Raw genomic sequence first — 24163 nt, 5'->3', positions numbered from 1 at the left:
GCATGGCCCTCTCGCGGCGCAGTGGCGCGCGGTTGCAATCGTCGATTTGGCCAGGTTTTGTCGATGCCATGACTGGCCTCTTGCTGGTGCTGATGTTTGTGCTCACGATCTTCATGATGGTGCAATTCGTTCTGCGCGAGGAAATCAGCGGCCAAGCGACAAAACTTGATGCGCTCTCGGCGGAGGTGGCAGCGCTGTCGCTGGCGCTTGGACTGGAACAGGATCGCAGCGCGGGGTTGGAAAGCCGGGTTGGCACCTTGACCGCAACGCTTGACGACGCCCGCACCCGAGAGGCTGCACAGGCCGAAGCGCTGCGAGTGGCGCAGGGGCGCATTGCCAGCTTTGAGGAACAGGTCGCGGGCCTTTTGGCGGAACGCGAGACTGCACAGGGGCGTATCTCCGATCTTGAGACCGCGCGCGCAGAGTTGCTGAGCGAGCAAGAGCAGTTGCAACTGGCCCTTGCGGGCTTGCGCGACGAGGTGGATGCTCAGGCAGAGGCCGCGCGCCTAGCTGCCGCCCGGCGTGAGGCGCTTGAGGCGCTCGCGGCGGGCCTGCGGCAGCGCAACGCCGATGCGGCTCAGACGCAGGCTGTTCTTGAACAGAGATTAAGCGCCGAAGAACAGGCGCGTCTGGCTGAGGCCGCTGCAGCCGAAGCTCTGCGTGCGCGTTTAACAGAGGCGGATGCGGAACTGACCGCGATGACGCTGGCACTGGAAGAACAACGCAAGCGCGCCGAGGAAACGCTGACGCTACTTGCGGCGGCGGAAACGGCGCGGGCGGATTTGAACAGCCAATTGGCACAGGCGCTCTTGGATGCGGAGCAGGGTGCCGCAGAACAAGAGGCGGATATCGCGCGGCTGCGTGGCGAGTTGGACGAGACCCGCGATGTGGCGGCGCAAAGCGCGCAAGAGGCGCAGGCTGTGCGGGATCAATTGGTAGCCGCCCTTGCCGCGCAACGCGCTGCCGAAGCTGCCGCTGCCACGCAGATGACTGAGGCCGAAACACGCGCTTCGCTATTGGCCGAGGCGCGCTCGAAGCTATCCGAAGAGGCGGCGCAGGCCACCGAGGCACAAAAGCAGCAGGCTTTGCTCAATCAGCAGGTGGCCGCCCTGCGCCAACAACTTTCAGGTCTTCAGGCGCTGTTGGACGAATCCAAGGCCCGTGAGGCGGAGACCGAAGTGCAGTTGCAGTCGCTTGGCAATGAGTTGAACACCGCCCTTGCCCGTGTGGCCGCCGAAGAGCGGCGGCGGCGGATCGCGGAAGAAGAGCGCGCACGTCTTCTGGAAGCCGAGAAAGAGGATCTGGAAAAATACCGCTCGGAATTCTTTGGCCGCCTGCGTGATGTGTTGGGTCAGCAGCAGGGCGTTCAAATCGTAGGCGACCGGTTCGTGTTCTCGTCCGAGGTGCTCTTTGCTCCGGGTGAGGCGGATTTGTCAGCCGCAGGGCAAAGCGAGATTGCCAAGGTTGCAGGCATCCTGCGCAATGTGATTGGCGATATTCCCGAGGGGATCGACTGGGTGCTTCAGGTCGATGGGCATACGGATAATGTGCCGATCATCGAGGGCGCGCGGTTTGCCGATAACTGGGCGCTGAGCCAAGCGCGCGCGCTTTCGGTTGTACGCTACCTTACGGGGGCTCTTGGTTTTCCGGCAGGGCGGCTCTCGGCCAATGGCTATGGCGAGTTTCAGCCGGTCAATCCAGAGGATACGCCCGCCGCTCGGGCACAAAACCGGCGCATCGAGTTGAAGCTGACAACCCGATAACCTGCGCGTTAGGGTGCGATGGTGATATCGGCGTGCCGGACTGCAAGAATCGCCTCGCCGCGCGTCAGGCGCACATAGCCACGATAATCGCCCGGCTCCCATCCGCCCTCCGGCGCCTTGCGCCCAAAGGCACGAAAGAGTTGGGCTTGCGGGGCGTCGAGCGTGATCTCGTGGGTGAAAATCTCGCCCTGCGGTCCCTCTGCGGTCAGAGTTAAAAGGTCGCCCGGTTGCGCATAAAAGACATGGCCATAAAGGACTATTGGCTGATCAGGTTGCGCGGTGCTGGCACGCGCAGCGCCAGAGCGCACCGCCTCAAACTCTGGTACAGCGGTCGAGAAGCCGGCGGTGAACAGCCCGGCGGGATCATAGGGCAGAGCGATTTCCCACAGGCTCTGATCGAGGGGCGCACCGCAAGTATCACGCGCGTCGGGCGCAAAGGGATCGACAATCTGCCCGTCCCGCAAGACACCCAAATGCACATGGGGGGCATTGGTTAACCCGCTAAGACCCACCTGACCCAGCACATCTCCTGCCTTTACCATGTCGCCTTGACGAACGCTGAGAGAGCCTTGTTTCATGTGGCAATAGAGCGTTTGCCAGCCGTCGCCATGATCAACGCGCACCGCATTGCCGCATTCCTGCCCTCGGATGGCATCGCGGGTTTCGGCTGTGACAGCGGTGTCGGCCATGCCGTCGCGCGTGGCGGCAACGGTGCCCGAGGCGGCCGCAAGAACATTGACGCCTGCCTCCATGTCGTCGAAGGATAAAAGCATGAAATCAATGCCGCGATGATCATCCCGGCTTTTTATGCCACAGGTGTAGTCACGTTGTCCGGGTCCCGGATCGGTATCAACGTAATCTTCAATATAGCACGTTCGCCCGATGTCGCAGTCTAGCGGCAGGCTCAACTTGGGTGGTTGGGCGGTGGCCGGAAGGGCCACCGCCAGTGTCAGGATCGCAAGTGCCGTTCCAAGCCTAGCCGTCATTCGGCTGTCAGCAAGGGTGGCTTTTTCTTGCCGGTAAGGCGGCGCGTCACAGGGCCTTCGACCACGAGGTCGATCTTGTTGTCTTTGACCCCAACGGTCACCACACCGCCCTTGAGAAGCTTGCCAAACAGTAGCTCCTCGGCCAGCGGCTTCTTGATGTGCTCCTGAATGACACGGGCCAAGGGGCGTGCGCCCATCTTGTCGTCATACCCTTTGTCCGCCAGCCATTCCGCCGCCGCCTGTGTCAGTTCGATGGTCACATCGCGATCCATCAACTGGGCCTCAAGCTGCAACACGAATTTCTCGACCACCTTGAGGATCACCGACTTCGGCAGTGCGCCGAACGAGATAACAGCATCCAGGCGATTGCGGAATTCGGGCGTAAACGTCCGCTCGATGGCGGCAGTATCCTCGCCCTCGCGCCGGTCACGGCCAAAGCCGATGGCGGATTTCGCCTGTTCGGCAGCCCCTGCGTTTGAGGTCATGATCAGAACCACATTGCGGAAGTCCACCTTGCGGCCATTGTGATCGGTCAGCGTGCCGTGGTCCATCACCTGCAACAGGATGTTGAAGACATCGGGATGCGCCTTTTCGATCTCGTCGAGCAAGAGAACGCAATGCGGATGTTGATCGACGCCGTCGGTCAGCAGGCCGCCTTGATCAAAGCCGACATAGCCCGGAGGTGCCCCTATCAGGCGCGAAACCGCGTGTTTCTCCATGTATTCCGACATGTCGAACCGCAAGAGTTCCACGCCCAGAGTATCGGCCAATTGCTTGGCCACCTCGGTCTTGCCAACGCCAGTTGGGCCGGCAAACAAGTAGTTGCCAATCGGTTTTTCCGGCTCGCGCAGGCCAGCACGTGCCAGTTTGATCGCAGAGCTGAGTGCCTCGATAGCTGCGTCCTGGCCAAAAACCACACGCTTGAGCGTGCCTTCAAGGTCCTTGAGAACTTCGGCATCGTTCTTGGATACGTTTTTCGGTGGAATACGGGCGATCTTGGCCACCACCTCTTCGATTTCCTTGACCCCGATACTCTTGCGCCGCTTGGAAGCTGCCAGCAAATGCTGGGCGGCTCCAGCCTCGTCAATCACGTCGATGGCCTTGTCAGGCAGTTTGCGATCATTGATGTAGCGCGCCGAGAGGTCGACCGCAGAGCGGATCGCCTCATTGGTGTATTTCACACTGTGGTGATCCTCGAAATACGGTTTGAGACCTTTAAGGATCTTGACCGCATCCTCAACCGTCGGTTCTGCCACGTCGATTTTCTGGAACCGGCGGGCAAGCGCGCGATCCTTTTCGAAATGCTGGCGGAACTCCTTGTAGGTGGTTGAGCCCATGCAACGCAGTTTGCCGCCCTGCAAGGCAGGCTTCAGGAGGTTTGAGGCATCCATCGCCCCACCCGAGGTGGCACCAGCCCCGATCACTGTGTGAATCTCGTCGATAAACAGAACCGCATCGGGGTGTTTTTCAAGCTCGGTCACGACCGCCTTGAGGCGCTCTTCGAAATCGCCCCGATAACGTGTACCCGCGAGCAGGGCACCCATATCAAGCGAATAGATCGTGGTGCGCGACAGGACGCGCGGGGTTTCCCCCTGCACGATCTTATGCGCCAAGCCTTCGGCGATGGCGGTTTTGCCTACGCCGGGGTCACCCACCAAAAGCGGGTTGTTCTTGCGGCGGCGGCAGAGCACCTGAATGCAGCGCTCAACCTCCGCATCGCGGCCGATCAGTGGGTCGATGTCACCCTTGCGGGCCTTTTCGTTGAGGTCGACACAGTATTTCGCAAGCGCCGAGTCGCCCGCCTCGACCGCATCGGTTTCTGTCGATTTGGCAGCCCCATCACCCTCTTGGCTGGAAGCGCCGGTAACGGGGCGAGATTCGCCATAGGCCGGGTCCTTGGCCACGCCATGGGCGATGAAATTCACCGCATCATACCGCGTCATATCCTGTTCTTGCAGGAAATAGGCGGCGTTCGACTCGCGCTCTGCAAAGATCGCGACGAGCACGTTGGCCCCGGTCACTTCGGTGCGGCCCGAAGATTGGACATGGATTGCCGCGCGCTGGATCACGCGCTGGAATGCCGCTGTTGGCACCGCCTCTGACCCTTCGATGTCAGTCACCAGATTGGCGAGGTCATCATCGATGAATTCCACCAGAGTGGTGCGCAATTCCTCTGTATTGACGCTACACGCCTTCAAGACGCGGGCGGCGTCGGGTTCGTCGACAAGGGCGAGCAGAAGGTGCTCGAGTGTCGCGAATTCGTGCTGACGTGCATTGGCAAGAGCCAATGCCGCATGGATTGCCTGTTCGAGCGTGTTCGAGAATGAAGGCACGGTCGTGCTCCTTCTGATCTTGGCCGGGGCGGGCTGCCCACTAACCTTGGCCTCATAATCTTAAAGTTTGGTCGATAGTGGCCAGTCTTCAAGGATTATTTCATCAAACTGGCTCACATTTCGTGTGACCAGCGTTGTTTTCATCACGCCCCGCTTAGAAACGGTCCTTGCGGGCGCGGATTTCGGCAAAGACATCAACCGGAGCGCGACCGGACATGCCCAAATGTGCCTGCACGCTCGCGTTTTCAGCGCGCAGAAACGGGTTAGTGGCCAATTCCTCGGCCAGGGTTGAGGGGACAGTGGGCCGACCTGCGGCGCGGGCGGCGCTGATCTCTTTGACCCTTGATATAAGGGCGGGGTTGTCGGGGTCAACGGTCAGTGCGAATTTCGCGTTGCTTTGCGTGTATTCGTGACCGGAACAAACCAGCGTCTCAGGCGGGAGATTGGCAAGTTTCCCAAGGCTTTCAAACATTTGCGGCATTGTGCCTTCGAATACGCGCCCGCAGCCCATGGCCATCAGGCTGTCGGCGGTGAAGACCATGGCGCTTGTGGGGAAGTGAAACGCGATATGTCCGAGCGTGTGGCCAGAGACATCGAGGACGCGCCCCTCTTCCGATCCGATCTTGATCAGGTCACCTTCGGTGACGCGATGATCAAGGGGGGGCAGGCGGTGTGCGTCAGCGGCGGCACCGATCACCGATACGGAATGCCGCGCGCGCACCGCATCGAGGCCCTGAACATGGTCGGCGTGGTGGTGGGTAAGCAGCACCAAAGAGGCGGACCAACCTTTTTTATCAAGGGCTTGCAGGATCGGTTCGGCCTCTGGCACGTCGATCACCGCGGTCACCCCCGTGGCCGGATCATGCGCGAGATAGGCATAGTTGTCGGCTAGGCAGGGAACAGTAAGGATTTGCAAAACCATGGTATTTTCCCGATTGCCGGTTAGTGTTAGGGTCGAGAGTGACTGATCTTTGGCCGGGCTGCAATGCATCTGGACGTTCAAGACCTGCGAAATTTTTACTACCGCAGCACATTGGGGCGCGCGGTGCAGAAAACCTTGCGCGCGCAGGTTGCGGAGTTCTGGCCCGAGGCACAAGGCCAGACCGTGGTGGGCTATGGATTCGCTGTGCCGTTTCTGCGCCCCTATCTTGCCGATGCGCGTCGGGTGATTGGATTAATGCCCGCACCTCAAGGGGTTATCGGATGGCCGCAGGGGATGCCGAACATCTCGGTGCTTTGTGAAGAGACGTTTTGGCCTGTGGAAACGGGGCATGTCGACAAGCTCTTGGTTGTGCATGGGCTGGAGACTTCGGAGCAGCCCGGCGCGGTGCTGGAGGAGTGCTGGCGGGTCTTGGGTCCGGGAGGGTCGGCGCTGTTTATTGTGCCGAACCGGGCTGGTCTGTGGTCGCGATCGGATCGCACGCCGTTTGGTTTTGGACGGCCCTACAGCCAGACGCAGCTGGAAAGCCAATTGAAATCGCAGAACTTTTTGCCCGAGCGCCATGCGACGGCTCTTTATCAGCCACCGTCAGAGCGCCCGTTCTGGCGCAAGACGGCGGGCATGTGGGAGCGGATGGGGGGCAAGCTATCGGTCGTTGTCTCGGGCGGGGTGCTGATGGTTGAGGCCACAAAACGGGTGCAGGCCCCAAGCGGTCCGGGGTTGCGGGACAAAGTGCGCAAACCGCTGTCGGTGCTGAACCCGCAGCCAGAGGCCAAGCCGGTCTAAGACCTTACAGACCTTAAGGAATCAGGGTCGATTATGTAAGGTCGCGACATCCGCAATCGGTGGCCGCTGGTCGAGTGCGATGTCGGCTAATGTGCTGCGATCGAGATCGTCGAGAAAGGCGCGCTCTGCCGCCTTCAAACGCGCCTTGAGTCGGCAGCGCCCGTCGAGGGAACATTCTCCCGCATCTGCCCCAAAGCAGACCACAAGTGCCTGACCGGATTCGAGGTGGCGGATCACATCCCCCAAACGAATCTCTGATGGGGGGCGGGCGAGGATCGCACCGCCGCCGCCGCCACGCTTTGTGTCGATCAGGCCAGCCTGTGACAGCCGTTGCATGATCTTGGCGAGGTGGTGGCGCGAGAGGTCAAACTCGGCTGCCAACTCGGCACTGGAAAAGGCGCGGTCGGGGGCGCTGGCCATCCGCATGAGCATCCGCAGGCCAAAATCGGTAAAGGAGGTGAGGCGCATGGTCGCTAGGGTTCCGCTTTAATCGGTATTTACAATACCTATTAGCAGGGCTAGACGAGAATGCAAAGCGGGATTGGTGCCGCGTGCCCGTCCCGAACCACGGAAAGGACCGCGTTATGTCCGATACCTCGAAGCCGGGCACATATGCCTCACCACCCTGTATGGCGGGGGAGGTGGACCCAGCCTATTTCGACCCTCTTGTCACCGATCCGGCGCAGGCGCGCGATGTCGCGCGGTGGCGCAAGGCCGAGCGTCAGCGTCTCAGGCGCTTGCGCGGTGCCTTGAGTGTTACGGCGCGGCAAGAGGTTGGGCGAAGCTTGGCGGATCATCTGCGCACGGTGGTGCAAGAGAGGTTCAACGGGGCGCGGGGCAAGGTTCTGTCCTGCTACTGGCCCATCAAAGGCGAGCCGGATCTGCGTGATCTGATGGCGGAGTGGCATTCAAGCGGGGTGCGGATTGCGTTGCCCATCGTCGAGGTCAAGGCCGCGCCGCTTGTCTTTCGTCGCTGGACGCCAGAGACCAAGATGGTGCGGGGCGATTGGAATATCCCAGTGCCGCCGCCCGAGGCGGAGCAGGTGACGCCCGAGATCACCCTTGCGCCGATGATTGGCTGGACGACGGGGTGTTACCGGCTGGGCTATGGCGGCGGCTATTTCGATCGCACGCTGGCGGCGCTTGACCCACGCCCGGTGAGCATCGGCATTGCGCTGAGCTCGGCGCAGATCGAGACCATCTATCCGCAGCCGCATGACATTCCGCTCGACATGGTCGTGACGGACACGGGCCTTGGGGCCGAAAGGAACAAGAGATGACGAGCACGGCGGAACAAATGCGGAGCTGGCGCGGGCCTGCGGTCCTGAGTTTCGGGTTTCGGCCCTTTTTCCTAGGGGCGGGCCTTTGGGCGGCGGGGATCATGGCGCTTTGGGTGCTGATGCTGACGGGCGCGCTGAGCCTGCCGACAGGCTTTGACCCGGTGAGTTGGCATGCGCATGAGTTTCTATTTGGCTATCTGGCGGCGGTGATTGCCGGATTCATGCTGACGGCGGTGCCGAATTGGACGGGGCGTTTGCCCATTGTCGGCTGGCCGCTGGCGAGTTTGGCGGCGCTGTGGCTGTTGGGGCGCGTGGCGGTCCTAGTGTCTGCCGGGGTGCCACCTATGGCGGTGGCGCTGATGGATCTGGCGATGCCGGTTGTTCTGGGCGCGGTCATGCTGCGCGAGATCGTGGCGGGCAAGAACTGGCGCAATCTGATTGTGCTGGTGATGCTGGCGGTCTTTGCGCTGGGCAATGGCCTGTTTCATTGGGAGGCGGCGCGGGGCGATTATGCCGCGCAGGGCTATGGGCTGCGGGTGGGGCTGGCGGCGGTGGTGATGATGATCCCGGTCATTGGCGGGCGGATCATTCCGTCGTTTACGCGCAACTGGCTGGCGCGGCGGGGGCCTGGGCGGCTGCCTGTGCCGCCGATGCAGCGGTTCGACAAGCTGGCGCTCTTGCTGCTGTTGGGGGCGCTGGGGATGTGGATCGCCCGGCCTGATGGATTGGCCACGGGCGGGGCGCTGGTGGTGGCCGGTGCATGCCACGCGATGCGTCTGGCGCGCTGGGCAGGGGATCGCACCGGGGCAGAGCCGTTGGTTTGGGTTTTGCATCTGGCCTATGCCTTTGTGCCGCTGGGGGCGTTGGCCATTGGGCTTGAGGGGCTGAGTTCGGGCATATTCGGCATGGCTGCGGTGCAACACCTGTGGATGGCCGGGGCGGCAGGGCTGATGACGCTGGCGGTGATGACGCGGGCGACACTGGGCCATACGGGTCGGCCATTGACGGCAGGGGGCGGCACGGTGGCGATTTACCTCGCGCTGGTGGTATCTGTGCTGGCACGACTGGCGGCGGGGGTTTTGCCTGCGGAGGCGGGTATGTTGCATGCGCTGTCGGGTGCCGCGTGGATCGGGGCCTTTGGCGGGTTTGCGGTGCTGTACGGGCCGCTGATGCTGCGACAGAAACCGGCAAAGACGATCCCGGCGGCGTGATGGGCTGGGCGGAATTCATCGCGGCGTTTGGCGGGTTTTTCCTGAGCCATTCGGTGCCGGTGCGCCCCAAGGTCAAGGCATGGCTGGTGGAGCGGTTGGGGCCGAGGGGATTCACCCTTGGCTATTCGCTTTTGTCACTGGGCGTCTTGGCATGGGTCATTGGTGCGGCGGGGCGCGCGCCGTTTTTGCCGCTCTGGGATTGGGCGCCGTGGCAAGGTTACGTGACGCTGGGCGTGATGCTGGCGGTCTGCATAATTCTGGCGCTGGCCATTGGCAGGCCCAATCCGTTTTCCTTTGGCGGGGCGAACAACGCGCGGTTCGATCCCGAGCGGCCGGGGCTCGTGCGGGTGACGCGGCATCCGATGCTGGTGGCGCTGGCGCTTTGGGCCTTGGGGCATTTGCTTGCCAATGGGGATCTGGCGCATGTGATCCTGTTTGGCAGTTTCGCGGGCTTTGCCATCTTGGGGGCGGTGCTGATCGACCGGCGCAAGCGGCGGATCATGGGGGCAGAATGGCTGCGGCTGGACCATGCCCGGCGGCGGGCGGGAATGGCACCGCAGAGCGGGGGCGCGGCGCTGATGCGGGGCATCTTGGGCCTGTTTCTATACGCCGCGCTTTTGGTGGCGCATCCGCATTTCTTTGGCGTCTCGCCGCTGGGGTAAGGGCCGCAATGCGGCCTTGGCGGCGTTTGGCCGATGGCGCAAAAATCGCGCGACGCCTCTCAAAAACACTGATAGCGTTAACGCTTGACCATGCTTTGGGCGGGGCATTCGTGAGGGGAATCGCCATTTCGTAGTAAAAAGTGAAACTTTTTGAAGATTAAAATGCGCGCAATAGGTCGCACCTGAGTTAAGTATTTGAAATTGCGCTGTATTCATTAGTATACAATAGTTTTCAAGCGGCTTGCCCGCTTGGGAAGGCTCTGCTACACCGCAGCCGAATTTGGGTGCGTCGTTGGGCGCAACCTATGCCAACGTCCCCGGATGTGACCCCGCGTCACGCCTGACCAACCGGGGCCAGATTATCGGAAGGGTGGACGTGTCCGAACCAGCTTCGATCTCTACTGGCATTGCCGCGCGCTATGCCACTGCGATATTCGAGCTTGTGAGAGAGGCCAAAGGCTTGGCCAAACTCGAAAGCAATCTCACTGATCTGGCACAGGCGCTGAATGACAGCGACGACCTGCGTGCGATGATCGCCTCGCCGGTTCTGAGCCGGGATGTGCAGGGTTCTGCGATGTCCGCCGTGGCGGCCAAGATGAAGCTGCTGCCCGAGCTTCAGAATGGTCTGGCGCTGATGGGCCAGAAGCGGCGGCTGTTTGTGCTGCCGCAACTGATTACGCAGCTCAACGCCATGATTGCCGAAGACAAGGGCGAAGTAAGCGCCGACGTCACCAGTGCCAAGGCGCTGACCAAGGCGCAGTCCGACAAGCTGGCCAAAGCGCTGAAGGCGCGCGTGGGCAAGGATGTCAAGATCAATGCGACCGTTGATGAAAGCCTCATCGGCGGTCTAGTCGTCAAGATGGGCTCGAAGATGATCGACACGTCGATCCGCTCCAAGCTCGATTCCCTCCAGAATTCAATGAAAGAGGTCGGATAAATGGGTATCCAAGCAGCAGAGATTTCTGCGATCCTGAAGGACCAGATCAAGAACTTTGGCCAAGACGCCGAAGTTGCAGAGATCGGCCGGGTTCTCTCGGTGGGTGACGGGATCGCACGGGTTCACGGGCTGGACAATGTTCAGGCTGGCGAGCTTGTCGAGTTTCCGGGCTCGATCATGGGCATGGCGCTGAACCTTGAGAGCGACAACGTCGGTGTCGTGATCTTCGGGTCGGACCGTGACATCAAGGAAGGCGACACCGTCAAGCGCACCAAGTCCATCGTGGACGTGCCGATTGGCGACGAGCTGTTGGGCCGCGTTGTGGACGGTCTGGGCAACCCGCTGGATGGCAAGGGCCCGATCAAAACCAAGACCCGCGGTCTGGCTGACGTCAAAGCCCCCGGCATTATCCCGCGTAAATCGGTGCACGAGCCGATGGCGACTGGCCTCAAATCCGTGGACGCCATGATCCCGATCGGTCGCGGTCAGCGCGAGCTGATCATTGGTGACCGTCAGACCGGCAAGACTGCCGTGGCGCTGGACGCGATCCTGAACCAAAAGATCTATAACGAAGCGGCGGGCGACGACGAGAGCAAGAAGCTCTATTGCGTTTACGTCGCTGTGGGCCAGAAGCGCTCGACCGTGGCGCAGCTGGTGAAAAAGCTCGAAGAGAGCGGCGCGATCAAATATTCGATCGTCGTGGCCGCCACCGCGTCGGACCCCGCGCCGATGCAGTTCCTGGCACCCTATTCCGCAACCGCGATGGCCGAGCATTTCCGCGACAATGGCCGTCACGCGCTGATCGTGTACGATGACCTTTCCAAGCAGGCCGTGGCCTATCGCCAGATGTCGCTGTTGCTGCGTCGTCCGCCCGGTCGTGAAGCCTATCCGGGGGACGTGTTCTATCTTCACTCCCGTCTGCTGGAGCGTTCGGCCAAGCTGAACAGTGACAATGGTTCGGGCTCGCTTACCGCGCTGCCGATCATTGAAACCCAAGGTGGCGACGTGTCGGCGTTTATTCCGACCAACGTGATCTCGATCACCGACGGCCAGATCTTCCTTGAGACGGAACTGTTCTATCAGGGTATCCGTCCGGCTGTGAACACCGGTCTGTCGGTGTCGCGTGTGGGCTCTTCCGCTCAGACCAATGCGATGAAGTCGGTCGCGGGTCCGGTGAAACTGGAACTGGCGCAGTATCGCGAGATGGCGGCCTTTGCTCAGTTCGGGTCCGACCTTGACGCGGCAACGCAGCAGTTGCTGAACCGTGGTGCGCGTCTGACCGAGTTGATGAAGCAGCCGCAGTATTCGCCGCTGACCAATGCCGAGATCGTCTGCGTGATCTATGCGGGCACCAAGGGTTATCTGGACAAGATCCCGGTGAGCCAAGTGGGCCGCTATGAGCAAGGTCTGCTCAAGCACCTGCGCGGCAAACATGCCGATCTGCTGGCATACATCACCAAGGAAGACCCCAAGATCAAGGGTGAGGCCGAGGACCGTATCAAAGCTGCGCTGGACGAATTCGCCGCTGACTTCGCATAAGGGGGAGATAAGGCAATGCCGAATCTCAAGGACCTGAAAAACAGGATCGCGTCGGTCAAATCGACCCGCAAGATCACCAAGGCCATGCAGATGGTTGCCGCGGCAAAACTTCGCCGCGCTCAGGATGCTGCCGAGCAGGCCCGCCCCTATACCGAGCGTTTCAACGCGGTAATGGGCAAGCTTGCGGCCTCTGTCGGGGATGCGGCCAATGCGCCGCGTCTTTTGGCGGGCACGGGTGAGGACAAGGTGCATCTCTTGGTGGTGATGACTGCCGAGAGGGGCCTTTGCGGTGGCTTCAACGCGAACATCGCCAAGCTGGCCAAAACCCATGCCGCCGAGTTGCTGGCCAAGGGCAAGACGGTCAAGATCTTGACCGTTGGCAAGAAGGGCCGTGACGCGATGAAGCGCGACTTTGGTCAATATTCCGTGGGTCACGTCGACATGAGCGAGGTCAAGCGCCTTGGGTATGCCGATGCCCAAGGGATCGCGGCCGAAGTGCTCAAGCGGTTCGACGGGGGCGAGTTCGATGTCGCGAAGATTTTCTTTTCGCGGTTCGAGAACGTCGTCAGCCAGATCCCGAGCATGCAGCAGGTGATCCCGTTTGACGTGGACACCACGGCGGGCAAGGTCGATACCGACAGCTTCTATGATTACGAGCCCGACGAGCAGGCGATCCTTGCCGATCTCTTGCCGCGTGGGGTGGCGACCGCGATCTTTGCCGCGCTGTTGGAAAATGGTGCCTCTGAGCAGGGTGCGCGTATGTCCGCGATGGACAATGCGACGCGCAACGCTGGCGATATGATCGACAGGTTGACGATTGAATACAACCGTTCGCGTCAGGCCGTGATCACCAACGAGCTAATTGAAATCATTTCCGGCGCGGAAGCGCTGTAAGAGAACCGGAGACGAAACATGGCAAATGCAAAAGGCAAGGTGACGCAGGTCATTGGCGCCGTTGTGGACGTTCAATTTGACGGCGATCTGCCAGCCATTCTGAACGCGCTGCAGACCGACAACCACGGCAAGAAGCTGATCCTCGAAGTGGCGCAGCATCTGGGCGAGAACACCGTGCGCACCATCGCGATGGACGCGACCGAAGGCCTCGTGCGCGGTCAGGCCGTGAGCGATACCGGTGCGCCGATTTCGGTGCCGGTGGGCAACGCGACCCTGGGCCGCATCCTGAACGTCATCGGTGAGCCGGTGGACGAGGGCGCGCCGATCAAGGCCACGGAATACCGCTCTATCCACCAGCCTGCGCCGGAGTTTTCCGAGCAGTCGACCGCATCCGAGATCCTCGTGACGGGGATCAAGGTTGTGGACCTGCTGGCCCCCTATGCCAAGGGCGGCAAAATTGGCCTCTTCGGCGGTGCCGGTGTGGGCAAGACGGTTCTCATCATGGAACTGATCAACAACATCGCCAAGGTGCACTCGGGCTATTCGGTGTTTGCCGGTGTGGGTGAGCGGACCCGTGAAGGGAACGACCTGTATCACGAGATGATCGAATCCAACGTGATCAAGCCCGATAATCTGGAAGAAAGCCAAGTGGCCCTTGTCTATGGTCAGATGAACGAGCCTCCGGGGGCGCGTGCGCGTGTGGCCCTGACCGGCCTGACGCTGGCCGAGCAGTTCCGCGATCAGTCCGGGTCGGACGTGTTGTTCTTTGTCGACAACATCTTCCGCTTTACGCAAGCAGGGTCCGAGGTGTCGGCGCTGTTGGGTCGTATCCCGTCTGCCGTGGGCTATCAGCCGACGCTGGCCACCGACATGGGTGCCATGCAGGAGCGCATTACCTCGACCAAGCAGGGGTCTATCACGTCCATTCAGGCCGTTTACGTGCCTGCGGACGACTTGACCGACCCGGCACCTGCCACGACCTTTGCCCACCTTGACGCAACGACCGTTCTTAGCCGTGCGATTTCCGAGCTTGGTATTTACCCGGCTGTGGACCCGCTCGACTCGAACTCGCGTCTGATGGACCCGCAGATCGTGGGCGAAGAGCATTATCAGGTTGCGCGTGACGTGCAGGGGATTTTGCAGCGTTACAAATCGCTTCAGGACATCATCGCCATTCTGGGCATGGACGAACTGAGCGAAGAGGACAAACTGACCGTGGCGCGTGCCCGGAAAATCCAGCGTTTCCTCAGCCAGCCGTTCGACGTGGCCAAGGTGTTCACCGGCTCTGACGGGGTTCAGGTGCCGCTGGAAGAAACGATCAAATCGTTCAAGGCCGTGGTCGCGGGCGAGTATGATCACCTGCCCGAAGGTGCCTTCTACATGGTGGGCGGCATCGACGACGTGCTCGCCAAAGCCGAACGTATGGCTGCTGACGCGGCCTGATCAACGCCTGTCACGGTCCTGCGCGGGTGATCCCCGCGCGGGCCTGACACCATGAGGGAGGCCGAGATGGCTGAAACAGTGCAATTCGATCTGGTGAGCCCCGAGCGGCTTTTGGCCTCGGTTGCTGCCCATGAGGTGAGCATTCCGGGGGCTGAGGGCGATCTGACCGCCATGGCCGATCACGCCCCGCTCATCACCACGCTGCGGCCCGGTATCCTGCGGGTGTCGGGGCCATCGGGCGAAAAGGAATATGTTGTGACCGGCGGTTTCGCCGAGATCAGCGGCAAGAGCGTGTCCGTTCTTGCGGAGCAGGCCGTTGCGCGTGAGGATATGACGCGCGAAGCGTTCAAGGCGATGGTGGATGCGGCGACCGACAAGTTGGCGCATGCGCAGGAAAAATTCGTCAATGAGCCCGGCCCTGTCGACGAGATGGCCAAGCTCTTGGCGGATATGGTGGCTGTAGGCGACCATATCGGGTTGTCTTCCAACTGAGGTTGCGGCGGATTCTGCTATCAAAGGGGCCGTTCTGCGGCCCTTTTTTCTTTTTTTTGCTCTCAATTTTGCCGGAAAATCGGTGTAGGCTCGCCAGAGTTTCGGAAGGCATCATATGAAATTCTTGATCAATCAAGCTATTGGGATCGAACAGGGGGATGATGTCCTCTTTTCAGATTTTGCTGATGGGGGCGAAATGTGGACCGGATCAGGCGCGCGTGAGCGGCGCAAGTTGATCACCTTTGCCAGCCCGTTCAAGTCCGAACCTGCGGTGCATGTGGCCCTGTCGCTTTGGGATATGGACAGCGCCACCAATGCCCGTGCCGATGTGACGGCGGAAAAGATCACGCCAAATGGGTTTGAGATCGTGTTCCGCACTTGGGCGGATACGCGGGTGGCCCGGGTGCGGGTGCGTTGGATGGCGCTTGGTGAGGTGTTCCACGAGGATGACTGGCAAGACGTTTACTGAGGCGGAGAGCGTTGGGATGGACATGCGATTGCGTCCGGGCGAGGAGACCACGGTGCTGCCAGAGGGGCAGGATGCCGCGCTGCATTTCATTGGTCGGATCAACACCCCATGGACCCGGCGCGAAGAGTGCCCGCGGCAGGGGCAGCTGGAGGGACCAGAGTGTCGGATTGAGGTGTTTGCACCTTGGGTCGCGGCGCTGGAGGGAATCGCGGCCTATAAGCATCTTGAAATTCTGTATTGGTTGGACCGGTCCCGGCGGGATCTGGTGCGGCAGAACCCGAAAGGGGATGGTACGCGCTATTTTGGCACCTTTGCCCTGCGCTCGCCGCAGCGGCCCAATCCCATTGGCACGTCGCAGGTGCGCCTGATCGGGGTAGAGGGGGCGGTGTTGATCGTTCGGGGGCTGGATTGTCTGGATGGCACGCCTTTGGTGGACATCAAGCCTGATCGTTGCGAGTTTACCCCACAGGCCCCGGCAAAGCCGCTATAGCCGTTTGATTTACCGCTATTTTGGTGAGAGCAGCCTATCAACGCTCTTTGAAATTCGTTTCGATCACGATCAAACCCGCAGGGGTTTTACGCCCATGTCGGATGAAATTTTCCCGCAGGCGAGAGGGTGAAAATCTCGGCGCCGGTGGCGGTCACGCCGATGGAATGTTCGAATTGCGCCGACAGAGATTTGTCGCGGGTGACCGCGGTCCAGTCATCGGCGAGCACTTTGGTTTCGGGGCGTCCGAGATTGACCATCGGCTCGATGGTGAAGAACATGCCTTCTTCCAGACGCGGCCCGCTGCCTGCCCGCCCGTAATGCAGCACATTGGGTGGTGAATGGAACACGCGGCCCAAGCCGTGCCCGCAGAAATCACGCACCACCGACATGCGATGCGCCTCGACGTAAGATTGGATCGCGTGGCCGATATCGCCAAAGGTGGCACCGGGGCGCACGGCTTCGATCCCCTTCATCAGGGCGTCATGTGTGACCTGGATTAGCCGTTCGGATTTGCGGCTGAGTTTGCCTGCTACATACATCCGGCTCGTGTCGCCAAACCAACCATCCACGATCACCGTCACATCGACGTTCAGAATGTCACCATCCTTGAGCACCTTGTCGCCGGGAATGCCATGGCAGACCACGTGATTGACGCTGATGCAGCTGGCGTGCTGATAGCCCTTATACCCGATGGTGGCGGATTTCGCGCCAGAGGCGTTAACCTTGTCCTCGATCAGCTTGTCGATGGCGGCGGTGGTTTGTCCGACAAAGACATGCTCTGCGATTTCGTCGAGGATTTGCGCGGCAAGTGCCCCGGCCCGGTGCATACCAGCAAAATCCGCAGTCTCATGGATGCGGATGCCCTCGCGCGTCAATCGTCCTCGATGTGTTTCGTTCACGTCCGGCCTCGTATGGTGTGCATTTTCCGTTTATCTAGGGCTATTTGCGCGAAAGGACCAGAGGGGGGTCGTTTGCAAGGGGCAGGCCATGACCAATTGTGATCTCTTGCGGGGTGATATTGGCACGATATGACAGCACTGTGACCCCTGCCGCGCGGGCGTGCTGCAGGGCGTTAGCATAGGTGGGGTCGATGTCTTGGGCCACGGTCACGGCCTGTGCATCGCTGCGTTGCACCAGATAAAAGAGCACGGCGCGATGCCCGGCGCGGGCCATTTCGGCCAGATCCCCCAAGTGCCGCGCGCCGCGTGCGGTGACGCTGTCGGGGAACTCGGCCAAACCGGGCGTGCGTGACAGGGTCACGGATTTTACCTCGACATAGGCATCGGGCAGGCCTGCGCCCGAAAGCAGGAAATCCACTCGGCTGGCAGTGCCGTAGGCTTGTTCGGGGCGCACCCGGTCATAGCCGGCCAGTTCCGGGATTCTCCGCGCCTCAAGCGCGGTCCTGACGATCCGGTTGGCAAGACCCGTATCGACACAGACGAAATCCCCGCCCGAACGCTCCAGCAACCGCCAGCCGAATTTGAGTTTCTTGCGCGGATCGTCATTGGGTTCGACCCAGATGGTTGCCCCCGGATCGGCCAGCCCCATCATGCTGCCAGGGTTGGCGCAATGCGCCGTAACCTCTCGCCCATCCATCAGGCGGATATCGGCGAGAAAGCGTTTGTAGCGGCGCAGCAGCACAGCCTGCACAAGAGGGGTTTGAAAGCGCATGACCTGCGCCTATACCGGGTTTGTCCCCGGATCAAGGAGTCTGCCATGCCCAACCCGACCGCTGCCATGCTTGTCATCGGAGACGAAATCCTGTCGGGGCGCACGCGCGATGCCAACATGCATTATCTGGCGGGCGAGGTGACGAAGGTCGGCATCGACCTTAGGGAAGTGCGCGTGGTCAGCGACGATCCCGGCGCTATTGTTGCGGCGGTGCAGGCGCTGAGCGCGGGGTATGACCATGTGTTCACCTCGGGCGGCATTGGCCCGACCCATGACGATATCACCGCCGAGAATGTGGCTGCGGCCTTTGATCGACCGATTTCGGTGCGCGACGACGCGCGCGCCATTCTGGCCGCGCATTACGACGCGCGGGGGCAGGAATTGAACGCGGCGCGTTTGCGCATGGCGCGTATTCCGGACGGGGCCACGCTCATTGATAACCCGATCAGCGCCGCGCCGGGGTTTACCATCGAGAATGTGCATGTGATGGCCGGGGTGCCGTCGATCTTTCAGGCGATGCTGGCCTCTGTGCTGCCCAAGCTGACGGGCGGTGCGCCGATCCTGTCGCAGGCGCTGGAAATCCGGCGCGGCGAGGGCGATATTGCAGGGCCTCTTTCCGATCTGGCGGAGAGGTATCCTGACCTCAGCATCGGCTCTTACCCGTTTATCCGCGATGGGTGTTACGGGGCGCAGATCGTGATGCGTGGGCAGGATGGTGCGCGGCTTGAGGCTGCGATTTCTGAATTGGCGGAGATGTTTCCGGCATGAGCCCTGATGTGCAGACGCTTTATGCGGTGACCGAGGCCACGTGGCCGCCTGCGCGCTGCGAACAGCTTGGTCCTGTGACCCTGCGCGAGGGCAAGGGTGGTGGCAAGCGCGTGTCTGCTGCAACAGTTACGGGGCCGATCACGGGCGCGGAACTGCTCACCGCCGAGATGGCAATGCGCGCGCTCGGGCAAGGCCCGCTCTTTCAGGTGCGCGAGGGGGATGGCGCGCTGGATGCGCTTTTGGCCTCTGAGGGATATGAGGTGGTTGACCCGGTTAACCTCTATGTCGTGCCGGTTGCGGCGTTGACAGGCGAAAAGCCGCCGCGTGTCAGCACCTTTGCGGTTTGGGAGCCTCTTGAAATCATGCGCGAAATCTGGGCTGATGGGGGTATTGGCCCGGCGCGTATTGCGGTGATGGAGCGTGTTACCGGCCCCAAGACCGGGCTTTTTGGCAGGCATAAGGATCAGCCCGCCGCCACCGGCTTTGCCGCGATTCACGCGGGCGTGGCCATGGTGCATGCGCTGGAGGTTCACGCCCGTCACCGCCGCGCCGGGATGGGGCGGCTGATGATGCTACAGGCGGCGCTTTGGGCGCAGGCAGAGGGTGCGCAGTATCTGTCGGTGATCTGCACCAAGAGCAATCAGGGGGCCAATGGGCTATATACGGCGATGGGGTTTGCCCATGTTGGCGACTACCATTACCGGCAAAAGGAGTGAGACATGACCAAGCCATCCGAGCCCACAGCGCTTGATTTGCCGATGCTTGACCCGTTGCCAGAGGCGACACAGAAGTATTTCGACATCTGCGCCGAGAAACTGGGCATGATCCCCAATGTGCTGCGGGCCTATGCCTTTGACATCGACAAGCTGAATGCCTTTACCACGCTCTACAACAACCTGATGCTGGCCGAGAGCGGGTTGAGCAAGCTGGAGCGCGAGATGATCGCGGTCGTGGTCAGTTCGATCAACCGATGCTGGTATTGTCAGGTGGCGCATGGCGCGGCGGTGCGGCAACTCTCTGGTGATCCGGCGCTTGGTGAGGCGATGGTGATGAATTGGCGCGCGGCAAAGCTGGATGCGCGGCAGAGTGCGATGCTGGGCTTTGCCGAAAAGATCACGCGCGCCTCGTCTGAGATTTCTGAAGCCGATCGTCAGGCGCTGCGCGATCAGGGTTTGAGTGCGCGCGATATCTGGGACATCGCCAATGTTGCGGGGTTCTTCAACATGACCAATCGCGTGGCCTCGGCGACGGGCATGCAGCCTAACCCCGAGTATCACGCGCAGGCGCGCTAAGGTCTGATGCGGCGCGTTATCCCTTTTTTGCTATGGAGTTTTCTGGCGGGCGGCCCGGCGGTTGCGGTTGATCTGACCCTGCCTGCGGGGGCCAGCCAGACGCGCGAGGTGATCCGAGAGGCGGATACGGTGCGCCTGCCGACGGGGCCGCATTCGGGGACGGATGTGCCAAACTTGCAGCTTGAGGGGCGTATTGTCAGCCGGGCTTGGCGGATGCCGGTGCAGGGGGTCACGACGCTGCAACTTTTGACGCCATTGCGCGATCAGTTGGAGGGCGCGGGCTGGGAGGCGGTGTTTGCTTGCGAAGCTCTGGACTGTGGCGGCTTTGATTTCCGCTTTGCCCTGCCAACGCTGCCCGCGCCTGACATGTTTCTTGATCTCTTCGACTATCGCTATCTGTTGCTGCGACGGGGCATGGGCGCGACGCAGGAGCATGCCGCACTTATCGTCAGTCAGAGTGGGCGCACAGGCTATGTGCAAGTTCTGGAGGTGACAACGCTGGCCGAAGGCTACACCATCCAGCCCATTCCGGCGGAGGAGCGCGAAGCGTTGCCGCGCGTTGATCTTGTGCAGGCGTTGCAAACGCAGGGGCATGCAGTGCTGGAGGGTTTGGATTTTGGCCTGGGGGATAATGCGCTTGGGGCTGGTCCCTATCGCAGTCTTGTGACCTTGGCGGAGTTTTTGACGGCGTCGCCAGAGACACGGGTGGCCCTAGTCGGGCATAGCGATAGCATTGGGGGGCTGGAGCAGAACAGCGCCCTTTCGCGCGCCCGCGCCGAGGCGGTTTTGAACCTTTTGGTCGAGCAACATGGCGTGGCCCCGGCGCAGGTTGAAGCGCATGGGATCGGCTATCTGTCCCCGATTGCCTCAAACACCAGCCCAGAGGGGCGTGAACGCAATCGCCGGGTTGAGGTTGTGCTATTGGACGCGGAGCCGTAGTAAGCGCGCTGCTCAGCGCCACCAAGCCGCATGTGAGGCGAGCGCGCCTTGCAGCTTGGCGAGCAAGCGGTTGGCCGGGCCGGGCCGGGGTAGGGGGCCATGCGCCAGCCGTTCGACAACCACCTCGACCGGGCATGGTCGCCCGGTCACGGGATCGCGGTAGCGCGGATAATCAATGAGTGCCGCATGCACAAGACCGGGCAGCGAAGGCCGTGCGCTGCGTCGCGCCGGGATGTCGCCCAGATCACGGGTCAGCCCCCATCCGGCATAAAAGGGCGCGCCGGTTGTGGTAACGCGCACCCCGCGCAAGAGCGCCTCGAACCCCAAGAGCGAGGTCATGGTCCAGACCTCGTTGACCATGCTGAGCACGCGGGCGGGATCGGTGTGATCGAGGATGAGATCGGCGAGGTCGCGGGCGGCATCCGGTGGCACGGCGCCGGGGCGCAGCCCTGCTTCGACATCGGGGTGGGGTTTGTACAGGATCACGGCATCCGGGTTGGCGGCGCGTGCGGCGTGCAAGAGGGCGAGATTGCTGGTGATCGCCCCAGCCCCAAGGCGGATCGAGGCATCATCTTCGACCTGACCGGGCACGAGGATACGCCGCCCCTCGGGCAGGTCGGGCACCGATTGGCCAAGGTTGTATTTGCTGAGATCATGCCGGGTCAGTGCTGCGATCAGCGCCTCGGCGCGGCGTTCTTGATCGGGGCGCAGGCGGGTGCGGGTGGCGATCAGGCGCTCTAACCGGCTTTCGCGCGTGGGATCATAGTAGATGCCCAGATCGTCACAGACGAGCGACAGGGGGGGATAAGATCGGCACCGAGCCCGCGCGAGCGCAAGAAGCCGTCCTCGATGCGCACGGCCCCTTCTGGGGCTCTTTCGGCCTGTGAGGCCCAGACCATGACGCGGCGGTCGGGCTGGGGCGTGCCGCCAAAGACCACCCGCCGATGCGTGCCAAAGAAGCCTTGGAGCGGCGCGCGTTTCCACAGGCGCATGCCATGGGCCTGCCATCCGGCGTGATCCTCGCGCCAAGCCCGTGTTTCGGCCTCTTGTGCCGAAATTGCCTGATCCAGATCGCAGAGCCGGTCGCGGTAGGGGTCATACCATGTGGGATAGAGCAGCATCGCCCCGGCAAAGAGCTGCGCGCGCGTGAGGTTGCGGCCCCGGCGGGTCAGGGGCAGGGGGTGGCGATCCTCGCTAAGGCCCCAGCCCGCATAGAACGGCTGGCCAAAGACATTTGGGCGGTGTCCGGCCAGAATGGCCTCGAACCCCATTTGCGAGGTGACGCAATAGACCGCGATGGCCCCTTCCATCAGCGCCCATGGGCTGACCGGATCGGACAAAAGACGGATGCGCGCGCTCTCGTCCTTGGCGGTGAAATAGCCGGGGCGGTGGCCTGCGGCGGTTTCGGGATGGGTCTTGATCACGATCCGCGCGCCGGGGTGATCCTCTTGTGCCCAATAGAGCATCTCGCGGAAGGTGTTGGCATCGGCCCCGCCATGCGTGACCGAGGCATCGCCGCGGGTCTGGTCGATCACCAGCACATAGCCCGGATCGGGGCAGGGCGTTTGCGGGTCGAAGGCACTGTATTTGCTTAGATGCGCCTCTTGCAGGCGCGCCATGCCGCTGCGGGCGCGGTTCAGCAAAGCCGTATCGTCGAGCGGGTGCGTGGCCAGTAGATGCTCGAGATCCGAAGGGTGGCGGCTGTCGAAATAGATGCCGCGTCGGTCGATCACCAGACCAAGGGGCGGCGCGCCGCTGCGCCCCGGCTGGAGTGAGCGTAGAAAGGCATCCTCGATCCGCAGCAGACCGGCACCAGTGCGGGCCGCCATCCCCTCGCCGCGCGCGGCATAGGGGCTGCGGCCCCAGACGGCAATCAAATCCTCGGTGCCGGGTTGCCCAAGGCTGAGGTCATAGCCCGCCAATGTCAGGATGCGGCGCAGGCGGCGTTGCCAGAGAAACCCGCCGTTGAAATAGAAAACCCGCCGGGAGGCCCGAGCCTCGCCAGCGGGTTGCCCGTCAGAGGGCTGGCTCAAAAGTCGCCCGAGAGAGTTGAGGACGCCGTTGATACCGATCCAACCGCGCCAAGCGTGCCGGTAAAGGCGCCGATGACCTTCGACCATTGCGTGAACGGTGCCTCGGTCACATAGATTGTGTCGTCGTCACGGATCGAAAAGTCGCGCGCCAGGAACAAGCCGTTGGGCTTGGTCAGGTCAAGCACATAGACCAGACGTTGCGCGCCCTGAAGATCGTTGCGGCCCAGAACCTGATTGGCGATTTCCATCGGTTCGTTGCGCAGCACAAAGACGCCGGTGGGATCGGCGGCAGCGGTCGAAAGGCCACCCACCTGTGCAATGGCCTCAAGCGCGCTGAGGGTCTGGGTTTCGAACGTCACGCGCGATTGCGCACCGGTGGCCCCAAGGGCGGTATAGGCGCGGGTATCGGCCTCGACCAAGATGCGGTCACCGCCGCGCAGGGCGATATCGAATTGCGGGTATTTGAACAGGTCCTGAAACCAAACCTTGGAGCGTTGATCGCCCCGGATCACGGTGATCTGTGCCACTTCTGGCGGGATCGCGATGCCACCTGCCGAGGCGATCATGGCCGAGAGGGTGCGCGTGGGGGCCTCGATCGGATAGACGCCCTGACCGCTGACTGCGCCGCTGATTGCCACTGTCGAGCCATTGCCAGCCAAACGGCGCACCTCGACCTGTGGATCGGGGGTTTGCTGTTCGAGTTTCTCGGTGATGACCCGGCGGACACCTTCGGGTGTGTTGCCTGCGGCCTTGATCCGGCCTGCGTAGGGGACAAAGATGAAGCCAGAGCCGTCTACCTGCACTTCGCCAAGGGTCGTCTGGTTGGTTGCTTCGCCCGCCAAAAGCCCGTCATCGACGTTTTCCCAGATCGTGAGGCCCAGCGTGTCACCGGGGCTGATGAGGTCAGACCCAAGTAGGCCAGCGTTTTGGAATTGTTCGGTAAAGCCAAGCGCCGGTTGCACGGCGGTCGCGCGGGTCACCCTGTCATTCACCGTCACGACAAAGGAGTCGCCCTGTTTCTGGACCGATCCGGCGTAGATTTCACGTTTGGTTGGGCCCACGCGCGGCAAGCCGCATCCGGCCACAAGAGATGCCATAAGCAATAGCGCGATAGGGCGCGCCCATCGGGTGTGTCGGGATGTCACTGCTCGGTCTCCTCGACCTGTTTTTGTTCTGCCTCGGGTCTTTTTTGATTACGCTAGCGAACAAACTTGTGAAAATCCAGCGTTTCCATT

At 61.7% G+C, this 24163-nt stretch carries 23 protein-coding genes and 1 pseudogene; 16 read left to right on the top strand and 8 right to left on the bottom strand.

Features of this window, described 5'->3' with window-relative positions:
• Positions 1-2 precede the first annotated feature (2 nt).
• The gene (locus tag ACLGGT_RS02130; protein ID WP_437194934.1) at positions 3-1763 is read left to right on the top strand and encodes a peptidoglycan -binding protein; all 1761 of its coding nucleotides are present in this window, start codon (positions 3-5) and stop codon (positions 1761-1763) included.
• An 8-nt stretch (positions 1764-1771) separates the two neighbouring features.
• On the opposite strand, the gene ACLGGT_RS02125 is transcribed toward ACLGGT_RS02130, so the two are convergent.
• The 3 genes from ACLGGT_RS02125 to gloB form a co-directional block, all read right to left on the bottom strand.
• Positions 1772-2749 (bottom strand): M23 family metallopeptidase, encoded by a 978-nt coding sequence (locus ACLGGT_RS02125; protein WP_437194933.1) that lies wholly within the window; start codon positions 2747-2749, stop codon positions 1772-1774.
• A complete protein-coding gene (gene clpA, locus ACLGGT_RS02120; RefSeq protein WP_037297487.1) occupies positions 2746-5082 on the bottom strand; it encodes an ATP-dependent Clp protease ATP-binding subunit ClpA in 2337 nt (778 codons plus the stop codon). Before clpA ends, ACLGGT_RS02125 begins: the two co-directional genes overlap by 4 nt.
• A gap of 154 nt (positions 5083-5236) precedes the next feature.
• Positions 5237-6004: a hydroxyacylglutathione hydrolase gene (gloB, locus tag ACLGGT_RS02115; protein ID WP_437194932.1), complete on the bottom strand. Its 768-nt coding sequence runs from the start codon at positions 6002-6004 to the stop codon at positions 5237-5239.
• 63 nt (positions 6005-6067) lie between these two features.
• Between gloB and ACLGGT_RS02110 the strand changes: the two genes are divergently transcribed.
• Complete coding sequence (locus tag ACLGGT_RS02110) at positions 6068-6808, top strand: methyltransferase domain-containing protein (RefSeq protein ID WP_008280729.1); 741 nt, start codon at positions 6068-6070, stop codon at positions 6806-6808.
• Positions 6809-6829: 21 nt separating this feature from the next.
• Here ACLGGT_RS02110 and ACLGGT_RS02105 read toward each other — a convergent pair whose 3' ends face one another.
• On the bottom strand, positions 6830-7276 hold the full coding sequence (locus ACLGGT_RS02105; protein ID WP_081506758.1) for an RrF2 family transcriptional regulator: 447 nt from the start codon (positions 7274-7276) through the stop codon (positions 6830-6832).
• A 116-nt stretch (positions 7277-7392) separates the two neighbouring features.
• Here ACLGGT_RS02105 and ACLGGT_RS02100 point away from each other — a divergent pair, with 116 nt between their 5' ends.
• The 10 genes from ACLGGT_RS02100 to tsaA all read left to right on the top strand — a co-directional run bounded on the left by ACLGGT_RS02100 (position 7393) and on the right by tsaA (position 16225).
• Entirely contained in the window at positions 7393-8088 is a 696-nt protein-coding gene (locus tag ACLGGT_RS02100) for a 5-formyltetrahydrofolate cyclo-ligase (RefSeq protein ID WP_375553071.1), read from the top strand.
• A complete protein-coding gene (locus ACLGGT_RS02095; protein ID WP_437194931.1) occupies positions 8085-9299 on the top strand; it encodes an NnrS family protein in 1215 nt (404 codons plus the stop codon). The genes ACLGGT_RS02100 and ACLGGT_RS02095 overlap by 4 nt, the downstream gene beginning before the upstream one ends.
• Positions 9299-9961 carry an NnrU family protein gene (locus ACLGGT_RS02090; RefSeq protein ID WP_437194930.1) on the top strand — a complete coding sequence of 221 codons (663 nt, stop codon included), beginning with the start codon at positions 9299-9301 and terminating at the stop codon, positions 9959-9961. The genes ACLGGT_RS02095 and ACLGGT_RS02090 overlap by 1 nt, the downstream gene beginning before the upstream one ends.
• Positions 9962-10331: 370 nt before the next feature.
• On the top strand, positions 10332-10898 hold the full coding sequence (locus ACLGGT_RS02085) for a F0F1 ATP synthase subunit delta (RefSeq protein ID WP_437194929.1): 567 nt from the start codon (positions 10332-10334) through the stop codon (positions 10896-10898).
• The gene (gene atpA, locus ACLGGT_RS02080) at positions 10899-12437 is read left to right on the top strand and encodes a F0F1 ATP synthase subunit alpha (RefSeq protein ID WP_008280722.1); all 1539 of its coding nucleotides are present in this window, start codon (positions 10899-10901) and stop codon (positions 12435-12437) included.
• Positions 12438-12452: 15 nt separating this feature from the next.
• Positions 12453-13331: a F0F1 ATP synthase subunit gamma gene (locus ACLGGT_RS02075; RefSeq protein ID WP_008280721.1), complete on the top strand. Its 879-nt coding sequence runs from the start codon at positions 12453-12455 to the stop codon at positions 13329-13331.
• Between the two features lie 18 nt (positions 13332-13349).
• The gene (gene atpD, locus ACLGGT_RS02070) at positions 13350-14774 is read left to right on the top strand and encodes a F0F1 ATP synthase subunit beta (protein ID WP_008280720.1); all 1425 of its coding nucleotides are present in this window, start codon (positions 13350-13352) and stop codon (positions 14772-14774) included.
• Between the two features lie 66 nt (positions 14775-14840).
• Complete coding sequence (locus tag ACLGGT_RS02065; RefSeq protein ID WP_037297481.1) at positions 14841-15266, top strand: F0F1 ATP synthase subunit epsilon; 426 nt, start codon at positions 14841-14843, stop codon at positions 15264-15266.
• Positions 15267-15381: 115 nt separating this feature from the next.
• A complete protein-coding gene (locus tag ACLGGT_RS02060) occupies positions 15382-15735 on the top strand; it encodes an H-type lectin domain-containing protein (RefSeq protein WP_008280718.1) in 354 nt (117 codons plus the stop codon).
• 16 nt (positions 15736-15751) lie between these two features.
• Positions 15752-16225, top strand: coding sequence for a tRNA (N6-threonylcarbamoyladenosine(37)-N6)-methyltransferase TrmO (gene tsaA / locus ACLGGT_RS02055; RefSeq protein WP_081506755.1), 474 nt, complete (start codon positions 15752-15754; stop codon positions 16223-16225).
• A gap of 86 nt (positions 16226-16311) precedes the next feature.
• Here the strand turns inward: tsaA and map are convergent, their stop codons facing one another.
• Together map and sfsA are read right to left on the bottom strand one after the other, a co-directional pair.
• Positions 16312-17124, bottom strand: a complete 813-nt coding sequence (gene map, locus ACLGGT_RS02050) for a type I methionyl aminopeptidase (RefSeq protein WP_037297480.1) — start codon at positions 17122-17124, stop codon at positions 16312-16314.
• Positions 17125-17164: 40 nt separating this feature from the next.
• A complete protein-coding gene (sfsA, locus tag ACLGGT_RS02045; protein WP_437194928.1) occupies positions 17165-17896 on the bottom strand; it encodes a DNA/RNA nuclease SfsA in 732 nt (243 codons plus the stop codon).
• A 45-nt stretch (positions 17897-17941) separates the two neighbouring features.
• Here sfsA and ACLGGT_RS02040 point away from each other — a divergent pair, with 45 nt between their 5' ends.
• Genes ACLGGT_RS02040 through ACLGGT_RS02025 form a run of 4 tightly spaced genes read left to right on the top strand, consistent with a single transcriptional unit; the run spans position 17942 to position 20895 of the window.
• Entirely contained in the window at positions 17942-18664 is a 723-nt protein-coding gene (locus ACLGGT_RS02040) for a competence/damage-inducible protein A (RefSeq protein WP_437194927.1), read from the top strand.
• Positions 18661-19380, top strand: coding sequence for a GNAT family N-acetyltransferase (locus ACLGGT_RS02035; RefSeq protein WP_437194926.1), 720 nt, complete (start codon positions 18661-18663; stop codon positions 19378-19380). Before ACLGGT_RS02040 ends, ACLGGT_RS02035 begins: the two co-directional genes overlap by 4 nt.
• A 3-nt stretch (positions 19381-19383) precedes the next feature.
• Positions 19384-19956 carry a peroxidase-related enzyme gene (locus ACLGGT_RS02030; protein WP_375553077.1) on the top strand — a complete coding sequence of 191 codons (573 nt, stop codon included), beginning with the start codon at positions 19384-19386 and terminating at the stop codon, positions 19954-19956.
• Between the two features lie 6 nt (positions 19957-19962).
• Entirely contained in the window at positions 19963-20895 is a 933-nt protein-coding gene (locus ACLGGT_RS02025) for an OmpA family protein (RefSeq protein WP_437194925.1), read from the top strand.
• A 12-nt stretch (positions 20896-20907) separates the two neighbouring features.
• Here the strand turns inward: ACLGGT_RS02025 and ACLGGT_RS02020 are convergent.
• A pseudogene (locus ACLGGT_RS02020) lies at positions 20908-22928 on the bottom strand (capsular polysaccharide biosynthesis protein).
• Entirely contained in the window at positions 22925-24025 is a 1101-nt protein-coding gene (locus tag ACLGGT_RS02015) for a polysaccharide biosynthesis/export family protein (RefSeq protein WP_008280708.1), read from the bottom strand. The pseudogene ACLGGT_RS02020 and the gene ACLGGT_RS02015 overlap by 4 nt, the downstream one beginning before the upstream one ends.
• Positions 24026-24163: the final 138 nt, after the last annotated feature.

Origin of the sequence: Roseovarius sp. MS2 (assembly GCF_051447875.1) — a bacterium.
GTDB classification, from domain to species: Bacteria; Pseudomonadota; Alphaproteobacteria; order Rhodobacterales; family Rhodobacteraceae; genus Roseovarius; species Roseovarius mucosus_A.
The sequence above is the reverse complement of the archived record's forward strand: the minus strand, read 5'-3'. Positions and strand labels throughout refer to the sequence as shown.